The sequence below is a fragment of the Nocardia sp. NBC_01499 genome (genome assembly GCF_045040275.1).
Lineage (GTDB): Bacteria > Actinomycetota > Actinomycetes > Mycobacteriales > Mycobacteriaceae > Nocardia.
In genome coordinates this window covers 8289745-8308193 of the sequence record NZ_CP109426.1, presented here as the reverse complement: position 1 = coordinate 8308193, position 18449 = coordinate 8289745, and the positions used below count along the sequence as shown (strand labels likewise).

Below are 18449 nucleotides of genomic sequence, written 5' to 3'. Positions count from 1 at the left end.
GCATCGTCAACACGGCCGCACGTACCTGCCATGGCCGTGGTCCGCGAACCACAGGTTCGGCATGCGACCCAGCAGTTTGCCTTCGCCGAGAAGGTCTGTGCAGGCGGCGGTCTGGATCGCGGGGTCCGTAGTGTCGAGATAGACGGCGAAGCCATCTGCACTGTGATTCGTGTTCGCGGCCACCACATGCGAGTACCACACCGTGTGGCCATAGTCAGCGGCGAGCCGTTCATGCAGCGATCGCTCGTCGAATATCGAATGCCGGTCGCTGGCGATATAAACCACCAGCCCAACGGCCACAACCACAACCACCGCAATCCTGGGCAACCACAACCACTTTCGCGCAGGCACAGGCGGAAGCCGTGTACCACGTCGCTCCCGCGCCTTCGCCGCATACAGCAGCGCCGCGGCACACGCGGACAAAGCAACCCCGATACCCGCAAAAGCACGCTCGAACCCAATATCAGAAGCAACACCACGACCGAAAATCGACAACCCCACCTGAGCCATCGCACCGGAGTACACCACCACAAACCCGGTCCGCACCCCGACCGACAACTCCCCCCACAACTCCCGCACCTGATCGCCCGACGCCCGCCCAAACCATCGACCGATAACGGCACGAAGCGCCAACATCCCACTCACAAAGGCAATCGCAAAAGGCACCCAGAAAACCCGCTCGGCGTAGGGAGCCCGCAGCGACACGACCCCACCCGGCAGATAAAGCCCACCCAAAACCCCCACATTCACCACCACCCCAACGCCAGCCAGCCAGACCCACCGCCCCACCGAACCAACGCCGACCATCTTCCCCACCGTTCCCGTCCTAATACGCAAACAAAAGATCCGCGACTCCAAATCCACTGCACGCCAACGGAACAGGGCCGAGTCACCACCACCCAGCCCAACACCACAACCTAACAACCCGAACACCCAACCAACAGCCAACAAGACCAGCGCCCCCACTACTGTGGGTTTGGCACCTGGAGACGCGGGACGATTACGGCGCCGCCGAGGGCGCGAGCTACGACCCGTGGATTCCACTGGTGCAAGCCACCGTGACGCGCGGGGTGCAGATTCAGCGGCAAGTCCAGCTCTGCCGGGATATCTATCTTCGGACGTGGAATCAAGCGATCAGGCACGAGGACTACCTACGAGCTGAACACGCCGGGCGGCAGTAACGTGATTCCGTTCATCGAACCCACCCCTTCGGCCGTCCAATTGATGGCACCCACCGTCGGGGCTATCGATTAGGAGCATCAACCCGGCGGGGGCTGAAAAACACGCTAGGCGTGTGTAGTTCGGATCGATCGGGATACGGTGTTGACAACGTGTTTGCTGGTCAGCCGATGCCGGAGGGCGGATGGAATCGGGCTCGCTGCTACGGACCGCCCGCGAGGCGGCGGGGGTGGGGCTGCGCCCGACGGGAAGTTCGCCGCAGCCGCTGAACTGTCGCGGGCAGCACAGACCATTGCCCCGGCGGGTAGTTCGGTGCACATCCAGGCAACAGCTCAGGAGGGTCGCGCACTGGCTCGCCTCGGGGACAGCATGGGCACGTACGGGGCACTACGCAGCCCGCCCTCACCGACATCGTCATGCAGTCAGCCCACTGCACGCAGTGGGCCCACCGACTCCTCCAGGAGAGCGGCGAGACGATCTCGAGTCTCGGTTAGTTCGTCGAGGGTGGATTGGACGGCGGACAGTTTGCGGGTAAAGGCTTCGATGCTGGCCGGGCAGACCGAGTCGAGGGGCGTCACTGTGTCGAGGCAGGGGACGAAGTGGAGGATTTCTTCGGCGGTGAAACCTATCGAGAGCAGGCGGCGGATGTTTTGGACTCGTTGTACGGCCCACTCGTCGTATTCTCGGTACCCGTTGGGTGTGCGCTTGTCGGGCAGCAGGCCGTGTTCCTCGTAGTAGCGGAGGGCGCGGCGGGTTGCCCCGGTCCGCGCCGCCAAATCACCGATTCGCACGCCGCTTCACCTCATCCTGCGCTCAGACCACCGTCCACCCGGATCACCTGGCCGGTCAGGTAATTGGCTTCGGCGCGGGCCACGGTCACGATCCACCAGGCTATCTCGGCCGGGTCGGCGATTCGAGCGAGCGGGATGCGGCTCACGTATTGCTGAGCCGACTCGAGTTGTTCCGGCGTCAGGCCCGCGTTCGACAGGATCGGCGTTCCGGTGATACCGGGTGCCACCGAAACGACACGGATGCCTCGTTCGGCCAACTCCAGCGCCCAGGTCTTGGTCAGAAAATCCATCGCCACCTTGGTCGCGCCGTACACCGAGGCACCCGGCCAACCCTGGTGCGGCGAGTTCGAGGTGACGTTGACAACGACCCCGCCGGGCCCGACATGTGGCATCGCGGATTGCGTCAGGAAAAGGGGCCCAACGAGATTGGTGGCGAATTGCTGTTCGGCGATGTCCGGATCGATCGCGCCGAGGGGTGCTGGCCGAGTGATCCCCGCATTGTTCACCAGCACATCGATCCGGCCGAACTCGCGGACCGCGGACTCGACAATCGCGTCTCGCCCGTCGGTGGTGGCGACATCGGCAACCTCGATTCGCATGGCGGTGCCCGCAGCGGTCTCCTCGAGCGTCTCCTTGGTCCGCCCGACAACCAACACATCCGCCCCCGCCGCGGCGAACTGACGCGCCACCGCCCGCCCGATTCCACTTCCACCACCGGTAACAACCACCGCGCGCCCCGCGAACAACGTCGACTCACTCATGACGCGACGCTAAACCCTGCCCCCGGGGTGAAGGTCAAGTCTCAACGACCCCATGTCATGAACCCCACAACCGACTTCCACTGCCCGACAACACCTTTGGCAGGAACAGCTACGAATCACTCACACGGCGAGGAAGCGAGGGCGGCCGATGGCGAGACGACGATCGAACGCCGAGACGACGGACTTTCGGGACCGGCGAGTCCGATACGACGACTCAATTGCGCGATTTTGCACTGCATCACTTCGGCCTCCTCGGCACGACCAGCAGCGGTCAACGCACTGTGATACACCCGCATCGCCCGCAGCCGACGCACCGTAGCCGAGACCTCAGTGAGCGCCCGCACCGCTTCCGCGGCGACCGGCACCGCCCCCTCGGCGTCGCCGCTGTAGAGGACCACCTCGGCCAACCGCGCCAGCGCCCACCCCTCCTGATGCCGACGACCATCGCGACGAGCCACATCGACCGCCCGCTCACACAACTCCCTGGCACGCACCGGATCACCACGGTGCAGCGTCGCGAATCCCAACTCGTGCAACGCCATCGACTCCAGCCGCAGACTGCCGACCAGTCGCGCGATGAACAGCGCCTGCTCGGCGGCGGCGACGGCCTCCGACCAGCGCCGCGCGTCACAATAAGCGCGAGCGAGCGTCCCCCAGCCCATCCCCTCGCTCCACTGGTTACCGTGCTGACGTCCCAGCTCGATGGCCCGCCGAAAGTGTTCCACGGCAACGTCCACCTTCTCCTGGTAGGCCATGGCCGTGCCGAGCATCTGCTCGGCGATGATGGCGGCGGGCCGATCGCCCAACTCCCGCAGCACCGCACCGGCGTGCCGCAGGGTGCGCCCCGCGCCGAGATCTGCCATGCCGACCAGCCGGGCAACGGCGGCGGCCAGCTGAGCCCTGGCCATCGTCCGCTGATCGCCGTCGTCCTCGGCGGCGCGGCTCAACGCCTCCAGCACCTGCGCCACTTGAGGCAGGTGCTCGCCCGCGTCACCACCCACCGCGAGGGACAGCGCGAGATCGACTGCGAGCGTTCGGGTTCTGGCATCGGGGAGATCGGCGACCTGCCGATACAGTGCGACGATCCCGAACCGCTCCGTCATCGCCCATACGGCACACTGCCGTTCATCGGTGAACTGCTGCCCTGGCATGCTGGTCGCGGCGTAATAACCGGTGCCGACGCCCGGATCACGCAGCTCCACCATGTTTTTCGCGCTGGCGAGATAGAAATCGATCAGCCTGCGCAGCGCCCTCGGCCATTCCCGCTGTTGCGCCGGATCGGCCACCTCGCGGGCGAACAGCCGCAACAGATCGTGATAGCGGTAGCGACCCCGTTCCGGTGTCAGCAACATGCTCAGGTCGACGAGGGTTTCGCAGAGCCGCTCGGCGTCGGCCGTATCCCGGTCGAGCAGGGCGGCGATGGCGGCGACAGGCAGATCGGGTGCGTCGGAAAACGCGATGAGGACGAACGCGCGCGCCAGCTCGGGGGCGAGTTGACGGTAACTGTGCCGGAATACGAGTTCGACACTGGTGTTGCCGACCGCGAGTTCGGCAAGCCTGCCGCGCTCATCGGCCAGCCGCTCGGCAACCGCGGTGAGCCGCCAGGTGGGTCGGCTCGACAGCCGCGCCCCGACAATGCGCAGCGAGACGGGCAGGTGCCCGCAGGCACGCAGGATCTCGTGTGCCGCATCGGGTTCGGCCGACAGCCGCCGCGCGGGCACCATCCGCTCCAACAACGTCCACGCCTCATCCTGGGTCAGGACATCCAGCGGAACCAGCCGCGCACCGAACAATTCCGCCAAACTCGAACGACTGGTGACAAGCACCCCCGCCGGACCCGTACCGGGCAGCAACGGAGTGAGCTGCTCGACGTCACGCGCGTTGTCGAGCACCAGCAGTACGTGCTTGCTCGCTATGGTGTTGCACCACAGCGCTGTTCGCTCCGCCAGGTCCGCCGGTTGCTCGCCGGGCTCGATACCGAACGCGCGCAACGCGACCGCGAGCAACATATCGGCCGATCGCGGATGCTCGTCCATGCCACCGAGATCGAGATACAACACCCCATCCGGATAGCGCTTCCGCACGCGATGCGCGAGATGCACTGCGAGCGTGGTCTTTCCGACACCGCCGAGCCCGGTGATCGCGATCACCGGGCGCAGCTCGGAGTCCACGTCCAACATCTCGGCCAGCTCGAAGGTCAGGTCTTCTCGTCCGACGAAGTCGGCGATGTCGGGAGGCAGCTGCATCGGAACCCGCGCGGGGCCGAAATCTGTTTCGGCAGGCGGCATTTCGTTCGTGGCACCGGTGACCGGCGACTCGGCCGAGAGGATCTGCTGATGCAATCGAACCAGCTGCGGACCGGGATCGAGACCGAGGTCGTCGGCGAGCACCCGGCGCGCGTTGCGATACACCTCGAGCGCCTCGCCCCGCCGCCCACTGCGATGCAGCGCGACCATCAGGAGTTCGTGCCACCGCTCGGAGTGCGGCTCGGCCGCGACCAGCGCCTCCAACTCCGCGACGGCGGCCGAATGCCGACCGAGATCGAGCGCGACGGCCATCGCGACTTCGTGCAGGGCATAGCGCAACCTGCTAAGGCGCGCCCGCTCCCGTTCCGCCCACGGTCCGGACAGACCGATCAGCGGCTCGCCGCGCCATAGTTGCTGCGCCGCAGCGAGTTTCGCGCTCGCCTCGTCGATCGCACCCGACCGTCGATCGGATTCTGCGCCCGCGATCAGCCCCTCGACGTCGACGACATCGAACTCCACCGGCAAGCCGAGCCGATATCCACCTCGGGTCGAATCGAGCCATTCGGTCCCGGCACCGGCATGGCCGTGCGCCTCGAACTGCCGACGCAGCGCGAGCACATGATTGCGCAGCACACTTGGCGCCGATTTCGGCGGGTGGTCGGCCCACAGACCGGTGGCCAACTGCGTCGTCGACAGGGTGCGCCCCGGCTCCGCGGCCAGCATCGCGAGCATCGCAAGCAACTGTGGCGCGGCGATGTCGAGCTGTTGGCTACCCAGCCACACCTCGACTGTCCCCAACATACGTAATCGAAGAGCTCCAGGCCCCGCCCCATCACCCGAGCACTGTTGCGGTGCCAAACAAATCCCTCACATTCGACCCGGCCAACCCAACGGCGCGCACCGAGCAGCTTACTTCCGATCGGGAACTTTGCGCGAGTCGATCATTCAGACCGAGGAATCCGCGGCAGCTCCCGTCCGCCGCGGCTGTTCCGGGACCGTTGTCGCCAAACCCGCCAGCGACAACTGGTACAGCGCACTGTCGATATCGTCGTTCGGGTCGCTGAACAGGGCGACGAGGGTATCGCGGGTGACCACGCCGGCCTCGGCAGCGGCCACCAGAGTTGCCGCGGCGGTGCGCAGTTCGTCACTCGGATCGTTGCTGAGCACGCCGCACAGCACCTCGATCACGGTCTCGGCGGTCCAGATGCCGGGCACCGCCTGGCTGATCCGGTCCGCGGTCGGTGAGTCACCGCGATACCAGCTATCACCCTCCCACCAATAGCAGAACGACATCAGCCCGCGCTCGGCACGCGGATTGAGAACCTGGTTGGCCACCCACTCCGGCGCACCCGCGTACAGCTCGGGGAACTCGGCGCCGTCGTTGTAGGCCGCGTCCAATTCCGGTGCGTTCCACACACCGCCCGAGAGTGCCGCCCGGCCGCCGGGCAACACATAGAGCGTGGAACCGCTGCGCGAGGATCCCTCGAAGACGCCGAGCGCGGGCAGAATACGCGGACCCCACTCCGAGCCGACGGCAACGAAGGCCGCCGCGATCGTCGCCCAGCGGGCCCACAGCACGGGCAGTGCCGGGAAGTCGTCCATCGACCGCACCGCCGCGATACCGGCCTCCCGGTCGGCACGGGTCCGCACCGCGGCCTGCTCGGGTGAGCGCCACTGCCGATTGTCGTGACCGAGGTAGGCGGCCAGCCACGTCGGCAACCGTTGGCGCGGAAACGTTTCGAGATCGGCCCGATACGCCTCCGGCACCAGCAGGTGCTCGTCGGGGAACGGCTCGTCGCCGTAGTCGTAGTCGATTTCCAGCTGGCCGATGACATCGAACCGGATCAACATCCGCCACCAGGGACCGTCGCCGAGCCGCGCCGAGACCTCGCGCTGCCACCGAACCAGTTCCAGGATCGCCTCCGTCGGCTCGACGTGGGCCGCCCGGTCGGCCTCGTCGTAGTAGCGGGCGGTGCGCACACCGCCCGCGACGGTGAGCACGAAAACCGCCTCCAGCCGACGCCAGCCCTCCGGACCGGCGACCGCCAACTCTTGGGCGATCCGGCGGGCCAGATCGGCGGCCTGATCTTCGATCGTCGGCTCGGCCGCGGCCGAATCCGGTTCCGGCGCAGGCGGATCCGCCACTTCCACCGGCGGTGGCGGCGGGACCGAAGGCGATGGCCCGATGCCACCGAGCCGGAAGGCCACGTCCGGCGCGGGACCGGCTTGCACCGCGGTGTTCTGTTGTGGATCGGTCATCTGGTCAGGTCCTCCTCATCGCTACTGCGACATCCCTTCCAACGCAAGGGTTTTCGAATTGCCCGGCGGGGGCGAGATCACGGTGCCGTTGAATCCATGCCATCGATCTTGTTCGCGGCGTCGTACATGCCGGTGCTGAACTTGATCGCCGAATCCGACATGTTGTCGCCGCCGGTCAGCAGGTTCTCCTTGGACTTGGTGTAGCCCTTGTCTCCCTTGGTGAACTTGTTGCCGTAGTCGTCGTCACCCCACGGATTTCCCTTGTTCTGCAGGTTGTCCCGCAGTGTCGTCATGATGTCCTTCGTTTTGTGGCCGATCTCCTCCATCTTGGCCGCGGCGCCGCGCAATCGCGTGCTGTCCACCTGGACCTTGCGTTCTCCTGACATGTCCACACCTCGTGTTCTCGTGCTCGAACGATCAGTACCGGTCCTCGGGACGCCCTGTCTCCCAGTGCGTTTCGAGGCGTTCGAGCAGGTTGTCGATATCGGCCTGGATCCGCTCGGTCAGCTGCCTGCGACCGATGGCGACGGCCACCGGCGCCCCGTCCAGCGCCATCACGTACCGCCCGTCGTCGGTCACGTCGCGCCACATCAGCTTCGTCTCGTGGATCCCGCGCGGGCCGTACTTCGACCGGCCCTGCACCACGATGATCGATCCGGTGCAATCGGCACGCCGCTGGAAGAACTGCTGCGTGTGATAGACCGGCGTGTCTTCGCGGTAGTCCCGGACGTAGCTGCCCGTGACCGGCGCGGTGTGCTCGGCAGGGTCGATCACCACCGAAACATCCGGCAGTCGACCGGCGTCCACCGGCGGCAGCGAGGCGACCACGGCAGCGGCGAGCCTGCGCGGATCGCATTCGGTGACGGTGTACGCCGGAGCGTCGTAGGTGAGGATGCCCGGCGCCTGCTCGAAGAGGTAGGCCAGCGCGCCGGAGCGCGCGGCGTGCAGGTGGTACATCTTCGCCATGTTGTTCGTGTCCTGCTCGTCCCAACTGCGCACGCGCACAAACAGTTCGGGTGCGCGCAGCACCTCGATCGCGCCGTCGAACGAGCCGCCGAGCCGACGCCGCAGCTGCTCCCACACCACGCGCTTGCGCCGCTCCAGCTCGTCGGCCATCACCACCTCCTCGGTGACGAACAGGAACGGCGTCGGCAGCGAACCTTCGCGATACTGCTCGCACAGGACGATGAATTCCAGTGCGGTGAACTTCCATTGCTGAGTCACGGCTCGATCACCGGCTTCGACCGCTCGACGTCGGGACCGAGGGCACTATCCAGATTGTTCGCCGAGTCCAGATATTTGGGTCGCTTGTACTCCCCGCCTGCGCTCTGCGCGGCCCCACCGGGCCCGGGGCCCGGCCCCATCGGCGCACCCGAAGAACCGGTCACCGCCTGCATCTGGTGACCGTCGAGAGGGGACTGAATTGCCGCCCGCGGGAACAGCTTCGAGGACTCCGCCTGCGAGGTGAGGGTGGTGAGCGGCGGATGTATGTCGCCACCGCCGGGACCGGGGCCCGGACCACCGCCACCATGGGCGAGCCCCGCACCGCTCTTGAGGGCCGCCGCGAAATCGTTCGGGATCGCGCCGTCGCCCGGTATCTGCGTCATGTGCTGCAGCTCGCCGACGCCGGGGATGCCGAGCAGCCCGTTGTTCGCCAGACCGGCCAGCGTCTCGGTGCCGGTCTTGACCACGTCGCTGATGGTCGAGGTGATGCCGCTCAGTCCGTCGGTCAGCGTCTTGAGCAGATCCGAACCGCCCGGCGCCTGCGTCAGGGTCCGCCCTATGTCGCGCAGCGTCTCCGGACTCAGGTTCTTCAGCGTTTCCGGGTCGATGTTCTTCAACCCGTCTGGGCCGAGGCCGGCCATGATGTCGGACCCGAACTTCTTCAGATCCTCCGGGCTCAGATGCTGCAGCAAATCGGCGCCGAGCTTCTGCAAATCCTCCGGGCGCATATTCTTCAGCAGATCCGGACTGAGGCCGCCGAGCAGGTCGGCACCGACCTTCTGCAGCGCCTCCGGGCTCAGATCCTTCAGCGGATTCTCGCCGTGCAGCAGCTTGTTCAGCAGATCCTGTGGCGATCCCGGGGGCGGCGGGGAGCCATTGGGGCCGCCGGTGGGAATCTGCGCTGACGGCTGGGGAATCTTCGGCTGGCTCGGGTTGGTGGCGCCTGGTCCGGGACCGATGGGAATGTTGCCGGGTCCACTGCCGGAACTGCCGCTGCCGGGGCCGCTGGAACCGCTGTTGCCGGGGCCACTGCCGCTCGGGACCGTAGTCTTGCGACTTCCGTCAGCGCCGGGGACGTAGCCGGAGAGGTCGGGTATTTGGGCGTTCGGGCCGGGGCCGGAACCCGATCCGTCGCCGCCACCGCTGCCACTGCCACTGCCGCTGCCGCTGCCGCTGCCGCTGCCGTTGGAACCACCGCCGCCGTTCGAACCACCGCCCTTCGAACCACCGCCGCTCGCCCCGGATTTGCTGTCGCCGAGGCCCTTGTCGTGGCCGTCTTGGTAGCCGCCCTTGTAGTTGGGGTTGTTCTTGTCGATACCGCCGCCGCTACCGCTACCGCCGCTGTTGCCACTGCCCCCGCTGTCGCCACTGCCACTGCCGCCGCCGTTACCGCTGCCTTTGCCGTCACCGCCATTGCCGTCACCGCCATTGCCATTGCCGCCGTTGCCGCTGCCGTCGCCTTTACCGCCGCCGTCTTTCAGGCCCTGGTCGTAACCGTCCTTGTAACCAGCCTTGTACTCAGGGCTGTTCTTATCGATATTGCTGTCGCCGTTGCCATTTCCGTCGCCGTTGCCGTTGCCGTTGCCATTTCCGTTGCCGTTCCCGTTTCCGTTGCCGTTCCCATTGCCATTCCCACCGCCTTTGCCATCCCCGCCGCCTTTGCCATCCCCTGGCGGCGGCGGTGGCGCCACCTTCCCGGTCACGGTCACCGCGGGCATCGCCGCTACCGCGCCCGCGATACCGGGCATATAGGTGTCCTTGTACCGGCCGCGGTAATCGCCGAGCCAACCCCGCTTCTGGCAGGCCGATCCGATCGTGTCGTCCCACGTGTCTTCAGGGGTCTTCGCGAAGGTGTAATTCAGCCACTGCGAGCAGTACAGGAGATCATTGCCGAGATCGGTCAGGCTGGTGCTGAAGGCGAGCGAGCCATCGGTGAAGCGTTGCATCGCCTTGCCCGCCTCGTCCGCGCCTGTGCCGCTCCACATTTCGGACGTCACCCGATTCAACGCGCCATTGAGATCCGTGAGGTCTCCGCTGAGCTGTCCGGCTATCCAGTTGTATCGGGTACCGGCCTCATAGGTCCGCCAGTCGTGCCCGATCAACGAGCGACCGAAGGTGTGGAATCGATCCCAACCCCACCCGCTACCGTCTTCGACGCTGATCACCTGGCCGCTATCCGCGCTGGGCGGCGCCTTCGGCTTATCCGGATTGCTGCTGGTGTTCGACAGATGCGGGTCTTGCGGCGGGTCGTTCTTCGGCGCCTTGGCCTCCACATTCTGCAGGCTGCCGACCTTGTCGAATTCCTCGGTCGACTTGCCCTCGGCCCGAAGGTAGTTCGCACCCGCGCTGAGGAACGTGTCCCCCATGTCCTCCATGATCGTCTTCAGGGTGTCCATCGCGTAAAGGACGTCCTGACCCTTTTGGTTGAAGCGGTGCGTGAGCTGTATGCCGCCCGTCTCGTCCGACCAGTTGTCCATGTCGGCCATTTTGTTGCTGTTGATGAAGTTCTGATACCAGTTCAGTTTTGCGATCATGTCGTGACACAGCTGCGCGGCCTGCACGACGGCCTTAGGATCGAATTTCAGCGGATTGACCGTCAACGAATGGTTATCCGCCTTCGAACGCAGATCCTTCCAGTCGCTGGCCTCACTCTTGGTCGTGTCATCGATCTTCTGCGGTTCGTCAGCCATCTGCGTCACTCCTCGTGGTCTTCGTGGTCGATCGCGCCTTGCTGTCCGGTTCGGATTCCTGGTTCAGCGGTCCCAGCGCGAAGGGGACATCGACGGTGTCGTCGGGTCCGGCTCGCTCGGGTGCTTCTAGTGGCGAAGGCATCAGCATCGGTTTAGGTGTCTTTCGTGGCTTGTCGTTCTTCTTGCGATCCCGGCGTGCCGGTTTCTGTTTCGCTTTGGCGGCGGGCGGCGCCGCGGGCGCCGAGGCCCCGGGCGAGGGCGCCCCACCGGGTGGGGACGACCCGGGCGACTGCTGGCCGTCCTGCATCGGCGACCCGGGCGGACGCCCCGGCATGGACGGATGTTGGGCCCCGGCCGCACCCGGCTGCGCCGAGTTGCCGTGCTGCTCCGGGATTTTCGAGTGGTCGGACCTGGACGGATCGTCCTGGCTTCCCGGCGCACCGTGGCGATCGCCAGCGCCCTGACCACCTGGATGATCTCCGGAGCCCGCAGCACCCGCGTGATCGCCGGAGCCCGACGCGTTCGAGTGGTCGCCGGATCCGGGCGCGCCCGCGTGGTCGCCGGATCCCGGTGTGCCCGACTGATCTCCAGCTCCCGGTGCGCCCGAGTGGTCGCCGGTTTCCGAGGCGCGCGCGTGATCTCCAGCGCCAAGACCATCCGAGCGATCCTCGGAACCTGAACCATCCGAGCGGTTCTCAGAACCCTGACCATCCACGCGCCCCTCGGAACCTGGACCACCCGCGTGACCGTCGGAACCCGGATCACCCACGTGGCCGTCGGCACCAGGACCACCCAAACGGTTCTCGGAACCCGGACCGCCCACGCGACCTTCAGAACCGGGACCATCCACGCGACGTTCGGAACCCGAGCCACCCGAGCGGTTCTCAGAGCCGTGAGCACCCGGATGGCGGCTGTTCTCTGGTGCCCCCGAGTTGTTGTCGGCGCCTGGCAATTGGGGGACGCCCAGCTGATTCGGCGCGCCCGAGCCACCCTGCGAGTACCGATCGTTCGGCGCGACCGGGTTGCCCCCGACGCCGGACTGATCCCCCTGCGCTCCCGAATCACCGGAGCCAGGATCGCCCAATTGATTCAGGATCCCCTGCAGCGCGGACAGATCCGGCGGTGGCGGAAGCTGCGCCGAACGTTCGCCGGAGCCGGACAGACTCGAGAAGTCCGGCGACTGCTCGCCCTGCCCATTCGTTCCGTCGGCCCCGCCGCCCTCGCTCGACGGCACGAACGCCCCGCCCTCACCCAGCGGCGGCACCATCCCATCGGCGGCATGCAGGTTCTGCAGCATATTCGCCAGCACCGCGGGGTCCGGCTGCTGAGGAGTCGGAGACTGCTGGTCTTCCGAAGGAGGCGTCCGGTCGTTCCCCGCCGACCCGCCACCATCACCGGAATCGCCGGAGTGACCACCGGTACTGCCGTTCCACCCACCGACGTCAGCGCTGGAATCGCCATAGTCGTTGCCGCCGAAGCCATCCGGCCCGTCACCATGACTCGAGCCGCCACCACCCTGGCCGCCGGAATCGTTACCCTGCCCGGATCCATCACCATCGCCCGAATAGCGGTGATCGTCACCGTAATGATCGGTGTCGTCGTAGTAGTCCGGTCCGTCCGGGCCCGGGTAGTCCGGATCGTCGTCGAACAGATCGGGAATTGGTGGCTCCCAATGATTCCCGTTGCCATTGCCGCCGTACCCAGGCGGAATCCAGTCCTCGGCCTCCGGCGCCTGCGGCGCGTGGTACTCGCCGGGCATCGGACCGATCTCCGGCACCCGACGCGGCCGCGTCTTCGATGTCTCGTCACTGCCCTCGACCCACGGAACCTTGGGGTCGGCGGGCGGCGGCGGCGCGTCGGCCCCGTCCGGATGGTTGACATGTATCTTGCCGCGGCCGTCGACGGTCCAGGTGGTGCCGTCCGGCCTACTCCCCCAGGCGGTCCCGTCCGGCGCGGTGACCCGCACGGCGCCGTCGGGCCGGATCTCGCGGACGGTCCCGTCCGGGTCGGTGACGATAGCCGTTCCGTCCGAACGTGTCTGGCGGGTCGTCCCGTCCGCATCGGTGAACGTGGCTCCGCGCCGGCTGATTTCGGAGGTCGAGCCGTCCGGGTGGACGACGCGGAAGCCGCCGGAGGTCCGCTCCAGGTGCGCGCCGTTGGACAGCTCGATCGGCTCGGTCACGCGCAGGGATTCGGTGTTGCCGTTCGGCGCGGTGACGCGCACCGAGCCCCGCGAGCCCGACTCGTACGTGGTGCCGTCGGGATCGAGCACCTTGATGCCCTTCGGCGACGACTCGAAGCCGGTCCCGTCGGGGCGGTCCATCTGGATGATGCCGTCCTTGCGCGGACCGTCCTGGCTGAAGCCACCGAGCCGATCGCGCACCCCGAAATCCAAGGTGCCCTTCAGATCACTGTGCACGACGGTGCCGTCGGGATGGCTGGTTCGCCCGCCGCCCTGGTTGTCCGAGGAGTCGAACACCACGTGCCTGCTGCCGTCCGGGTTCTCGACCGTGACGGCGCCGTTGCGCTCGGCGGTCTGCCTGGTCTCATCGACGTGGGTGATGACGATGGGCTTGTTCGGCCCGGACTCGACCACGGTGCCGTTCGGCTTCGAGACCGTCTTCTCGCCGCCTGGCGAGGTGAATTCCGTTGCCCCGTTGGGCTTTACCGTCGTCGTCCAGTCATCCGGGGACTTGGTCCGCACGGAGCCGTCCGGCAGCACCGTGTGCGAGACGCGATCCGGCCGGTTGAAGGTCGGCGATTGCACACCGGTGCCCTTGCCTGCGCCGCCCTCGGAACGCGGTGCCGCGCCGGTCCCGTCGGGACCGACGAACCCGATCGAATGATCGGCATCGATCCGGATGGACTGCGGATCACCGGGACGGCCGACCACCATGGACCCGTCGGAGCCGATCACATGCCTGGTGCCATCCGGCGAGGTGATGACGAAGGTGCCATCGGCATTGCGCTCCCAGCCCGCGCGGTCGTTCGGCACGACATGGGTGGTGCCGTCGGGCGTGGTGACCGTGGTCTGGCCGTTGGCCGGGGTGTGGATGACGGTGCCGTCCGGCTCGTGCTGCGTCCGATCGCCGGACGGCGTGCGGAAATCCGTCGCGCCGTTTCGCTGAATGGTCGTCGTCGACCCGTCCGGGGACCTGGTCTGCACCGAGCCGTCGGGCAGCACCGTGTGCTGGGTGCCGTCGGGCCTGCCGAAACCGAACTCCCGCTCCTGCCCCGGCCCGCTGCTTCGCGAACCAGGTTGTGCTGCAGGGTGATTGGCGGAGTTCGGCACGAATTCGACCGATCCATCGGAACGGATGCGGACGGCCGTCGGATCGCCGGGACGCCCGACAGTGATATTGCCGTCCCGATCCACCAGATGCCGAGTGCCATCGGGTGAGGTGACCAGGACCTCGCCCCGCTCGTTGCGAATCCAATTCGGGTTCCCCCGACGGTCGCCCTCATACGTCCAACCGCCGCGACCGCTCTGCACAGCGTTGTCGTGCCCGTGCTGCCCATTCGGATCCGAATGCTGTTCCTGCGGAACAGAAGCACGCGGCGGCGGCTGATGCCCCTCGGGCGGCGGTAGCAGCCGTTGCCCGGGCCGCGGCCCAGACGCTTCGTGATCTCCTGCGGGCGGCCGCGAACTCGACGCCGGGCCACCGGAATTCGACTCCGACACCGGCGGACGCTGCTGCGACGGCGCCGCGCTCGAACCCGACTCCGGCGGACGCTGCGAAGACGGCTGACCACCAGAATTCGACTCCGACACCGGCGGCCGCTGCGAAGACGGCTGCGCACCCGAGTTCGACTCCGAACCCGGCGGACGCTGCTGCGGCGGCGCCGCGCTCGAACTCGACTCCGGCGGACGCTGTGACGACGGCTGCCCACCCGAGTTCGACTCCGAACCCGGCGGACGCTGCTGCGGCGGCGCCGCGCTCGAACCCGACTCCGGCGACCGCTGCGACGACGACTGCCCACCAGAATTCGACTCCGACACCGGCGGCCGCTGCGAAGACGGCTGCCCACCGGTGTTCGACGCGGTGACTCGCTGCGGCGGCTGCCCCGAGTTCGAACTCGACTCCGGCACCGACGTGCGCGACGGTCGACCTGAGGGGTTCGAACTCGACTCGGTCACCGGCGGACGCTGCGACTGCGACCCGTCAGCCGTGCTCGAACTCGACGCCGACGGCCGGGGCTGCGACTGCGACTGCGACCCAACGGAATTCGACTCCGACCCCGGCACACGCTGCTGCGGCGGCGCCGCGCTCGAACTCGACTCCGGCGGACGCTGCGACGACTGGCCTGCGGCGATATTCGGTTCGGGCGTGGTCGAGCGCGCGGGCGTCTGCACACCGGCTGCGGGCGGTTGCGATGATGGCGAGCGTTGGAACTGCGCCGAACCATCGGCCCCGGGAGCCGGACGCGTATCCCTGCCCCCGGCCGTACTCACGGACCGTTCGTCCGACCCACCAGCCGACGACGAATTGCCGCCTCCGGCAGCCGAATTGGTGGGCGCCGACGATCGCGACGGCCCCCCGGACTGGGTCGTTCCCGAATTCTGCGCCTGTTGCCCACCATTGTTCCCGGCGGGCCCGTCGTTCGTCACTGCCTTGGACTGCGGCGGCGGCGCATTGTCCTGCGAATTACTGCCTCCACCAGCGGTATTCACCGGTGGCGACTTGACGTCTCGGCCTCCCCCACCGCCGGACGACGAACCGTCCTGACTGTTCGTCGTGACCTGGTCGGACTCCTTGCTCCCACCCCCCTTGTTCCCACCGGAACTGTTCCCACCGGACTGTCCGCCGGAGTTGTTCTCGCCAGAGTTTCCCTCGACGTTGTGCGAGGTCCCACGAGGAGGCGGATCGACCGGCATATTCGATCCGGTGGACCGAGCCGGAACAATCGCCTTATCCTGCTCGCCCCCAAACGATCCCGAGCGATCGCGCGACCCATTCTCGTCGAAGGTTATCTCGCGGTTACCGCCCCGCGATCCGTTCGATCCGGCACCTTCGGGCCTGGTCGAACTGTAATCGCCGTCGAATCCGTTTCGGGGACCGTTGGATCCGTTGGACCCATCCCTGCCGGGTTCGAACGAAAACCCGCCCTTCGGTGGGCTTTTCGCCGATCCGTCGCTGCCCGACCCCCAGGAAACCTCGAAGCTCTTCCTGTTGTTGAACCCGTGAATGCCGACGTATCCCTTGGCACCGCCGGCCAACCCGCCGCGCGCCCCACCGCCGACCCAGGTGACCGGGTTGAGGAACGTCCCCTCCCAGTCCCCGGTGACCGCGGCAGCCCCGAGACCGCCGAAGGCGGCGCCGACCGGACTGGAGACGATGCCGACGAACACGCCGTTCCCGGTCCGCACCCACGGGTTGGCGACCTTGTCACCGAGGATCTTCCCGGTGAATTTGCCGACCCCATCGGCGGCTATGCGGCCGAACGGCGAACCGATGGCGGAGGCGAGTACCGAGACCCCGAACTCTTTCCCGTCGAAATGCTTCCGATGCCCGGCGGCCATCTGCCCGAGCTGCACGCTCGCGTCCAGCCCACCGGAGATGAACATCGCCTCGATGATCTTCAGCACGTAACTCTTGGCGAGGTTGGCGAACTTCTCGCCGAATATCGACAGCGCCCGCGCCAGAATCCGTTCCTGGAACTGCAATTCCAGCACGCGCAGAAACGATCGCGTCGCCGCGGTCTCGGCCGCCTCGACGGCCGGTGCGGTCGGCGGAAACGCCCAGGCCCAGGCGATTTCGATAGCCAGCGCGATGAGCGAGACGATCGTCATCAGCTTCGCGGCCTCGATCTGCGTGCCGAAATCAAACGCGGCGTCGGAGATCTGCTCCATGAACTTCGCCAGCGAATCCATCGATTGGTCGCCGGTGATCATCTGATCGAACAGCGCGCCCATCTTCTCGCCGCCGAGCCCGTCGGGATAGGCGGACATCGCCATGCGTTTGACGTCTTCGATCTCCGGGGTCAGTTTGTTCAGCGCCGCGCTGGTGTCCTTGTAGGCGTCCGAGACATGCCAGACGTCGGTCTCGTCACCGGCAGGCCACGCACCACCCGCGACCCAGCCAAGCCAGCGGAGCTCCGGCGGAAGATACAGTCCCATCTCGGCGCGACCTCAGTCGTCACGGTCGCTGACCATCGACCGTCGGCCCTCGAATCTCTCCGCATCGCCGAAGCCCGTGTCCTCGTCGTCGTAACGCCGCTGCGGCGAGTTCGGCGGCGCGACCGACGCGGGCGGTGCCACCGGCATGACCGAACCGAAGTCCGGCGCGTCCTCGATCAGCGCGGACAACTTCGGCAACCGGGACTTACGCTCCCGCAACGGTTCCATGAGCAGCCTGGTCTGCTCGGTCACCTGCCGGGCGGCGGCCTGCACGGCCTCGGTCATCGCCGCGGCGATGACCTGGTAGCTCAGATCGCCGATATCGTCGGCGAACCTGGTGTCGATGAGAATCCCATCGGCGTTGACGGTCACACTGATTCGCTTGTCGCAGGCGGTGGCGGTAGCGGTGAGCCGGGAACGGTCGCGTTGGATTTTCGCGATGCCGAGCATCTGCTCGTTCAGCGCTTCCATCATCATCGCGGCGTCGGCCTTGAGCCGTTCGTTCACCACCAGAGGCCTCCGCATCGTAGGTCGGGCTCGCTTCGCAGCGCCGCGCTGAGCCCAGTTGTCACCCAAGAGGATTCAACACGGCCCAGGTAAGCCCCACATAACCGAAGACGTAAGTACGGCATAACTGTTAGATAATCGAGGATCATTACCGGCGATGAGGTGCGGTAGCGTTCGTCGGGGAATCGATGCGCCAGGCATCGCGGGTTCCGAATGTCGTCGGGCAGCAGGAGAATTCGACGTGGACAACGACCGGACCAAAGGCGATTTGGCAGATCTGCTCGACACCGTCAATCTGCATATTCGCTCGATCGCCGACGCACAGCGGCAGCGGGTCGAGCTCACCGCCACCGCTACCGCGGGCAAGGGCCGGGTGCGCATCACCGTCAACGCCGACGGCGTCGTGATCGAGACCGAGTTCGCCGATGACATCGACGAATTGGACTACGACGAGATCGCCGACGCCGTCACCGAGGCCACCCAGGAGGCCGCATCCGAGGTCGCCCGCCGCGCCAACGAGTTGATCGCGCCCATTCAGCGCTCCCGATCGCGGCTGCCGAGCCTGTCCGAAATCGTCGGGGGCCTACCGGATCTACAGGCCCGGGTGCCGGAACCCCAACGCGCCTCGTTCGATTCGCCATCGGCACGTGACAACGCTGACCGCTGAACCAGCA

At 66.8% G+C, this 18449-nt stretch carries 11 protein-coding genes; 1 reads left to right on the top strand and 10 read right to left on the bottom strand.

Translation table 11 applies throughout. The features are described 5' to 3' along the window. Window positions 1-6: 6 nt before the first annotated feature. The 10 genes from OG203_RS38035 to OG203_RS37990 all read right to left on the bottom strand — a co-directional run bounded on the left by OG203_RS38035 (window position 7) and on the right by OG203_RS37990 (window position 17778). Complete coding sequence (locus tag OG203_RS38035) at window positions 7-816, bottom strand: hypothetical protein (RefSeq protein ID WP_405162036.1); 810 nt, start codon at window positions 814-816, stop codon at window positions 7-9. Between the two features lie 785 nt (window positions 817-1601). Further along, on the bottom strand, window positions 1602-1970 hold the full coding sequence (locus OG203_RS38030) for a MerR family transcriptional regulator (protein WP_405162035.1): 369 nt from the start codon (window positions 1968-1970) through the stop codon (window positions 1602-1604). A gap of 11 nt (window positions 1971-1981) precedes the next feature. Then, entirely contained in the window at window positions 1982-2731 is a 750-nt protein-coding gene (locus OG203_RS38025; RefSeq protein ID WP_405162034.1) for an SDR family NAD(P)-dependent oxidoreductase, read from the bottom strand. Window positions 2732-2847: 116 nt separating this feature from the next. Beyond that, window positions 2848-5778, bottom strand: coding sequence for an AfsR/SARP family transcriptional regulator (locus OG203_RS38020; protein ID WP_405162033.1), 2931 nt, complete (start codon window positions 5776-5778; stop codon window positions 2848-2850). A 144-nt stretch (window positions 5779-5922) separates the two neighbouring features. Then, entirely contained in the window at window positions 5923-7236 is a 1314-nt protein-coding gene (locus tag OG203_RS38015) for a hypothetical protein (RefSeq protein WP_405162032.1), read from the bottom strand. Between the two features lie 77 nt (window positions 7237-7313). After that, entirely contained in the window at window positions 7314-7622 is a 309-nt protein-coding gene (locus tag OG203_RS38010; RefSeq protein WP_405162031.1) for a hypothetical protein, read from the bottom strand. A 31-nt stretch (window positions 7623-7653) separates the two neighbouring features. After that, on the bottom strand, window positions 7654-8460 hold the full coding sequence (locus tag OG203_RS38005) for an ESX secretion-associated protein EspG (protein WP_405162030.1): 807 nt from the start codon (window positions 8458-8460) through the stop codon (window positions 7654-7656). Continuing rightward, complete coding sequence (locus OG203_RS38000) at window positions 8457-11150, bottom strand: hypothetical protein (RefSeq protein ID WP_405162029.1); 2694 nt, start codon at window positions 11148-11150, stop codon at window positions 8457-8459. Before OG203_RS38000 ends, OG203_RS38005 begins: the two co-directional genes overlap by 4 nt. Beyond that, the gene (locus OG203_RS37995; RefSeq protein ID WP_405162028.1) at window positions 11143-17268 is read right to left on the bottom strand and encodes a hypothetical protein; all 6126 of its coding nucleotides are present in this window, start codon (window positions 17266-17268) and stop codon (window positions 11143-11145) included. The genes OG203_RS38000 and OG203_RS37995 overlap by 8 nt, the downstream gene beginning before the upstream one ends. 12 nt (window positions 17269-17280) lie before the next feature. Then, complete coding sequence (locus tag OG203_RS37990) at window positions 17281-17778, bottom strand: YbaB/EbfC family nucleoid-associated protein (RefSeq protein WP_405162027.1); 498 nt, start codon at window positions 17776-17778, stop codon at window positions 17281-17283. 238 nt (window positions 17779-18016) lie between these two features. Between OG203_RS37990 and OG203_RS37985 the strand changes: the two genes are divergently transcribed. Further along, window positions 18017-18442, top strand: a complete 426-nt coding sequence (locus OG203_RS37985) for a YbaB/EbfC family nucleoid-associated protein (protein ID WP_405162026.1) — start codon at window positions 18017-18019, stop codon at window positions 18440-18442. Window positions 18443-18449: the final 7 nt, after the last annotated feature.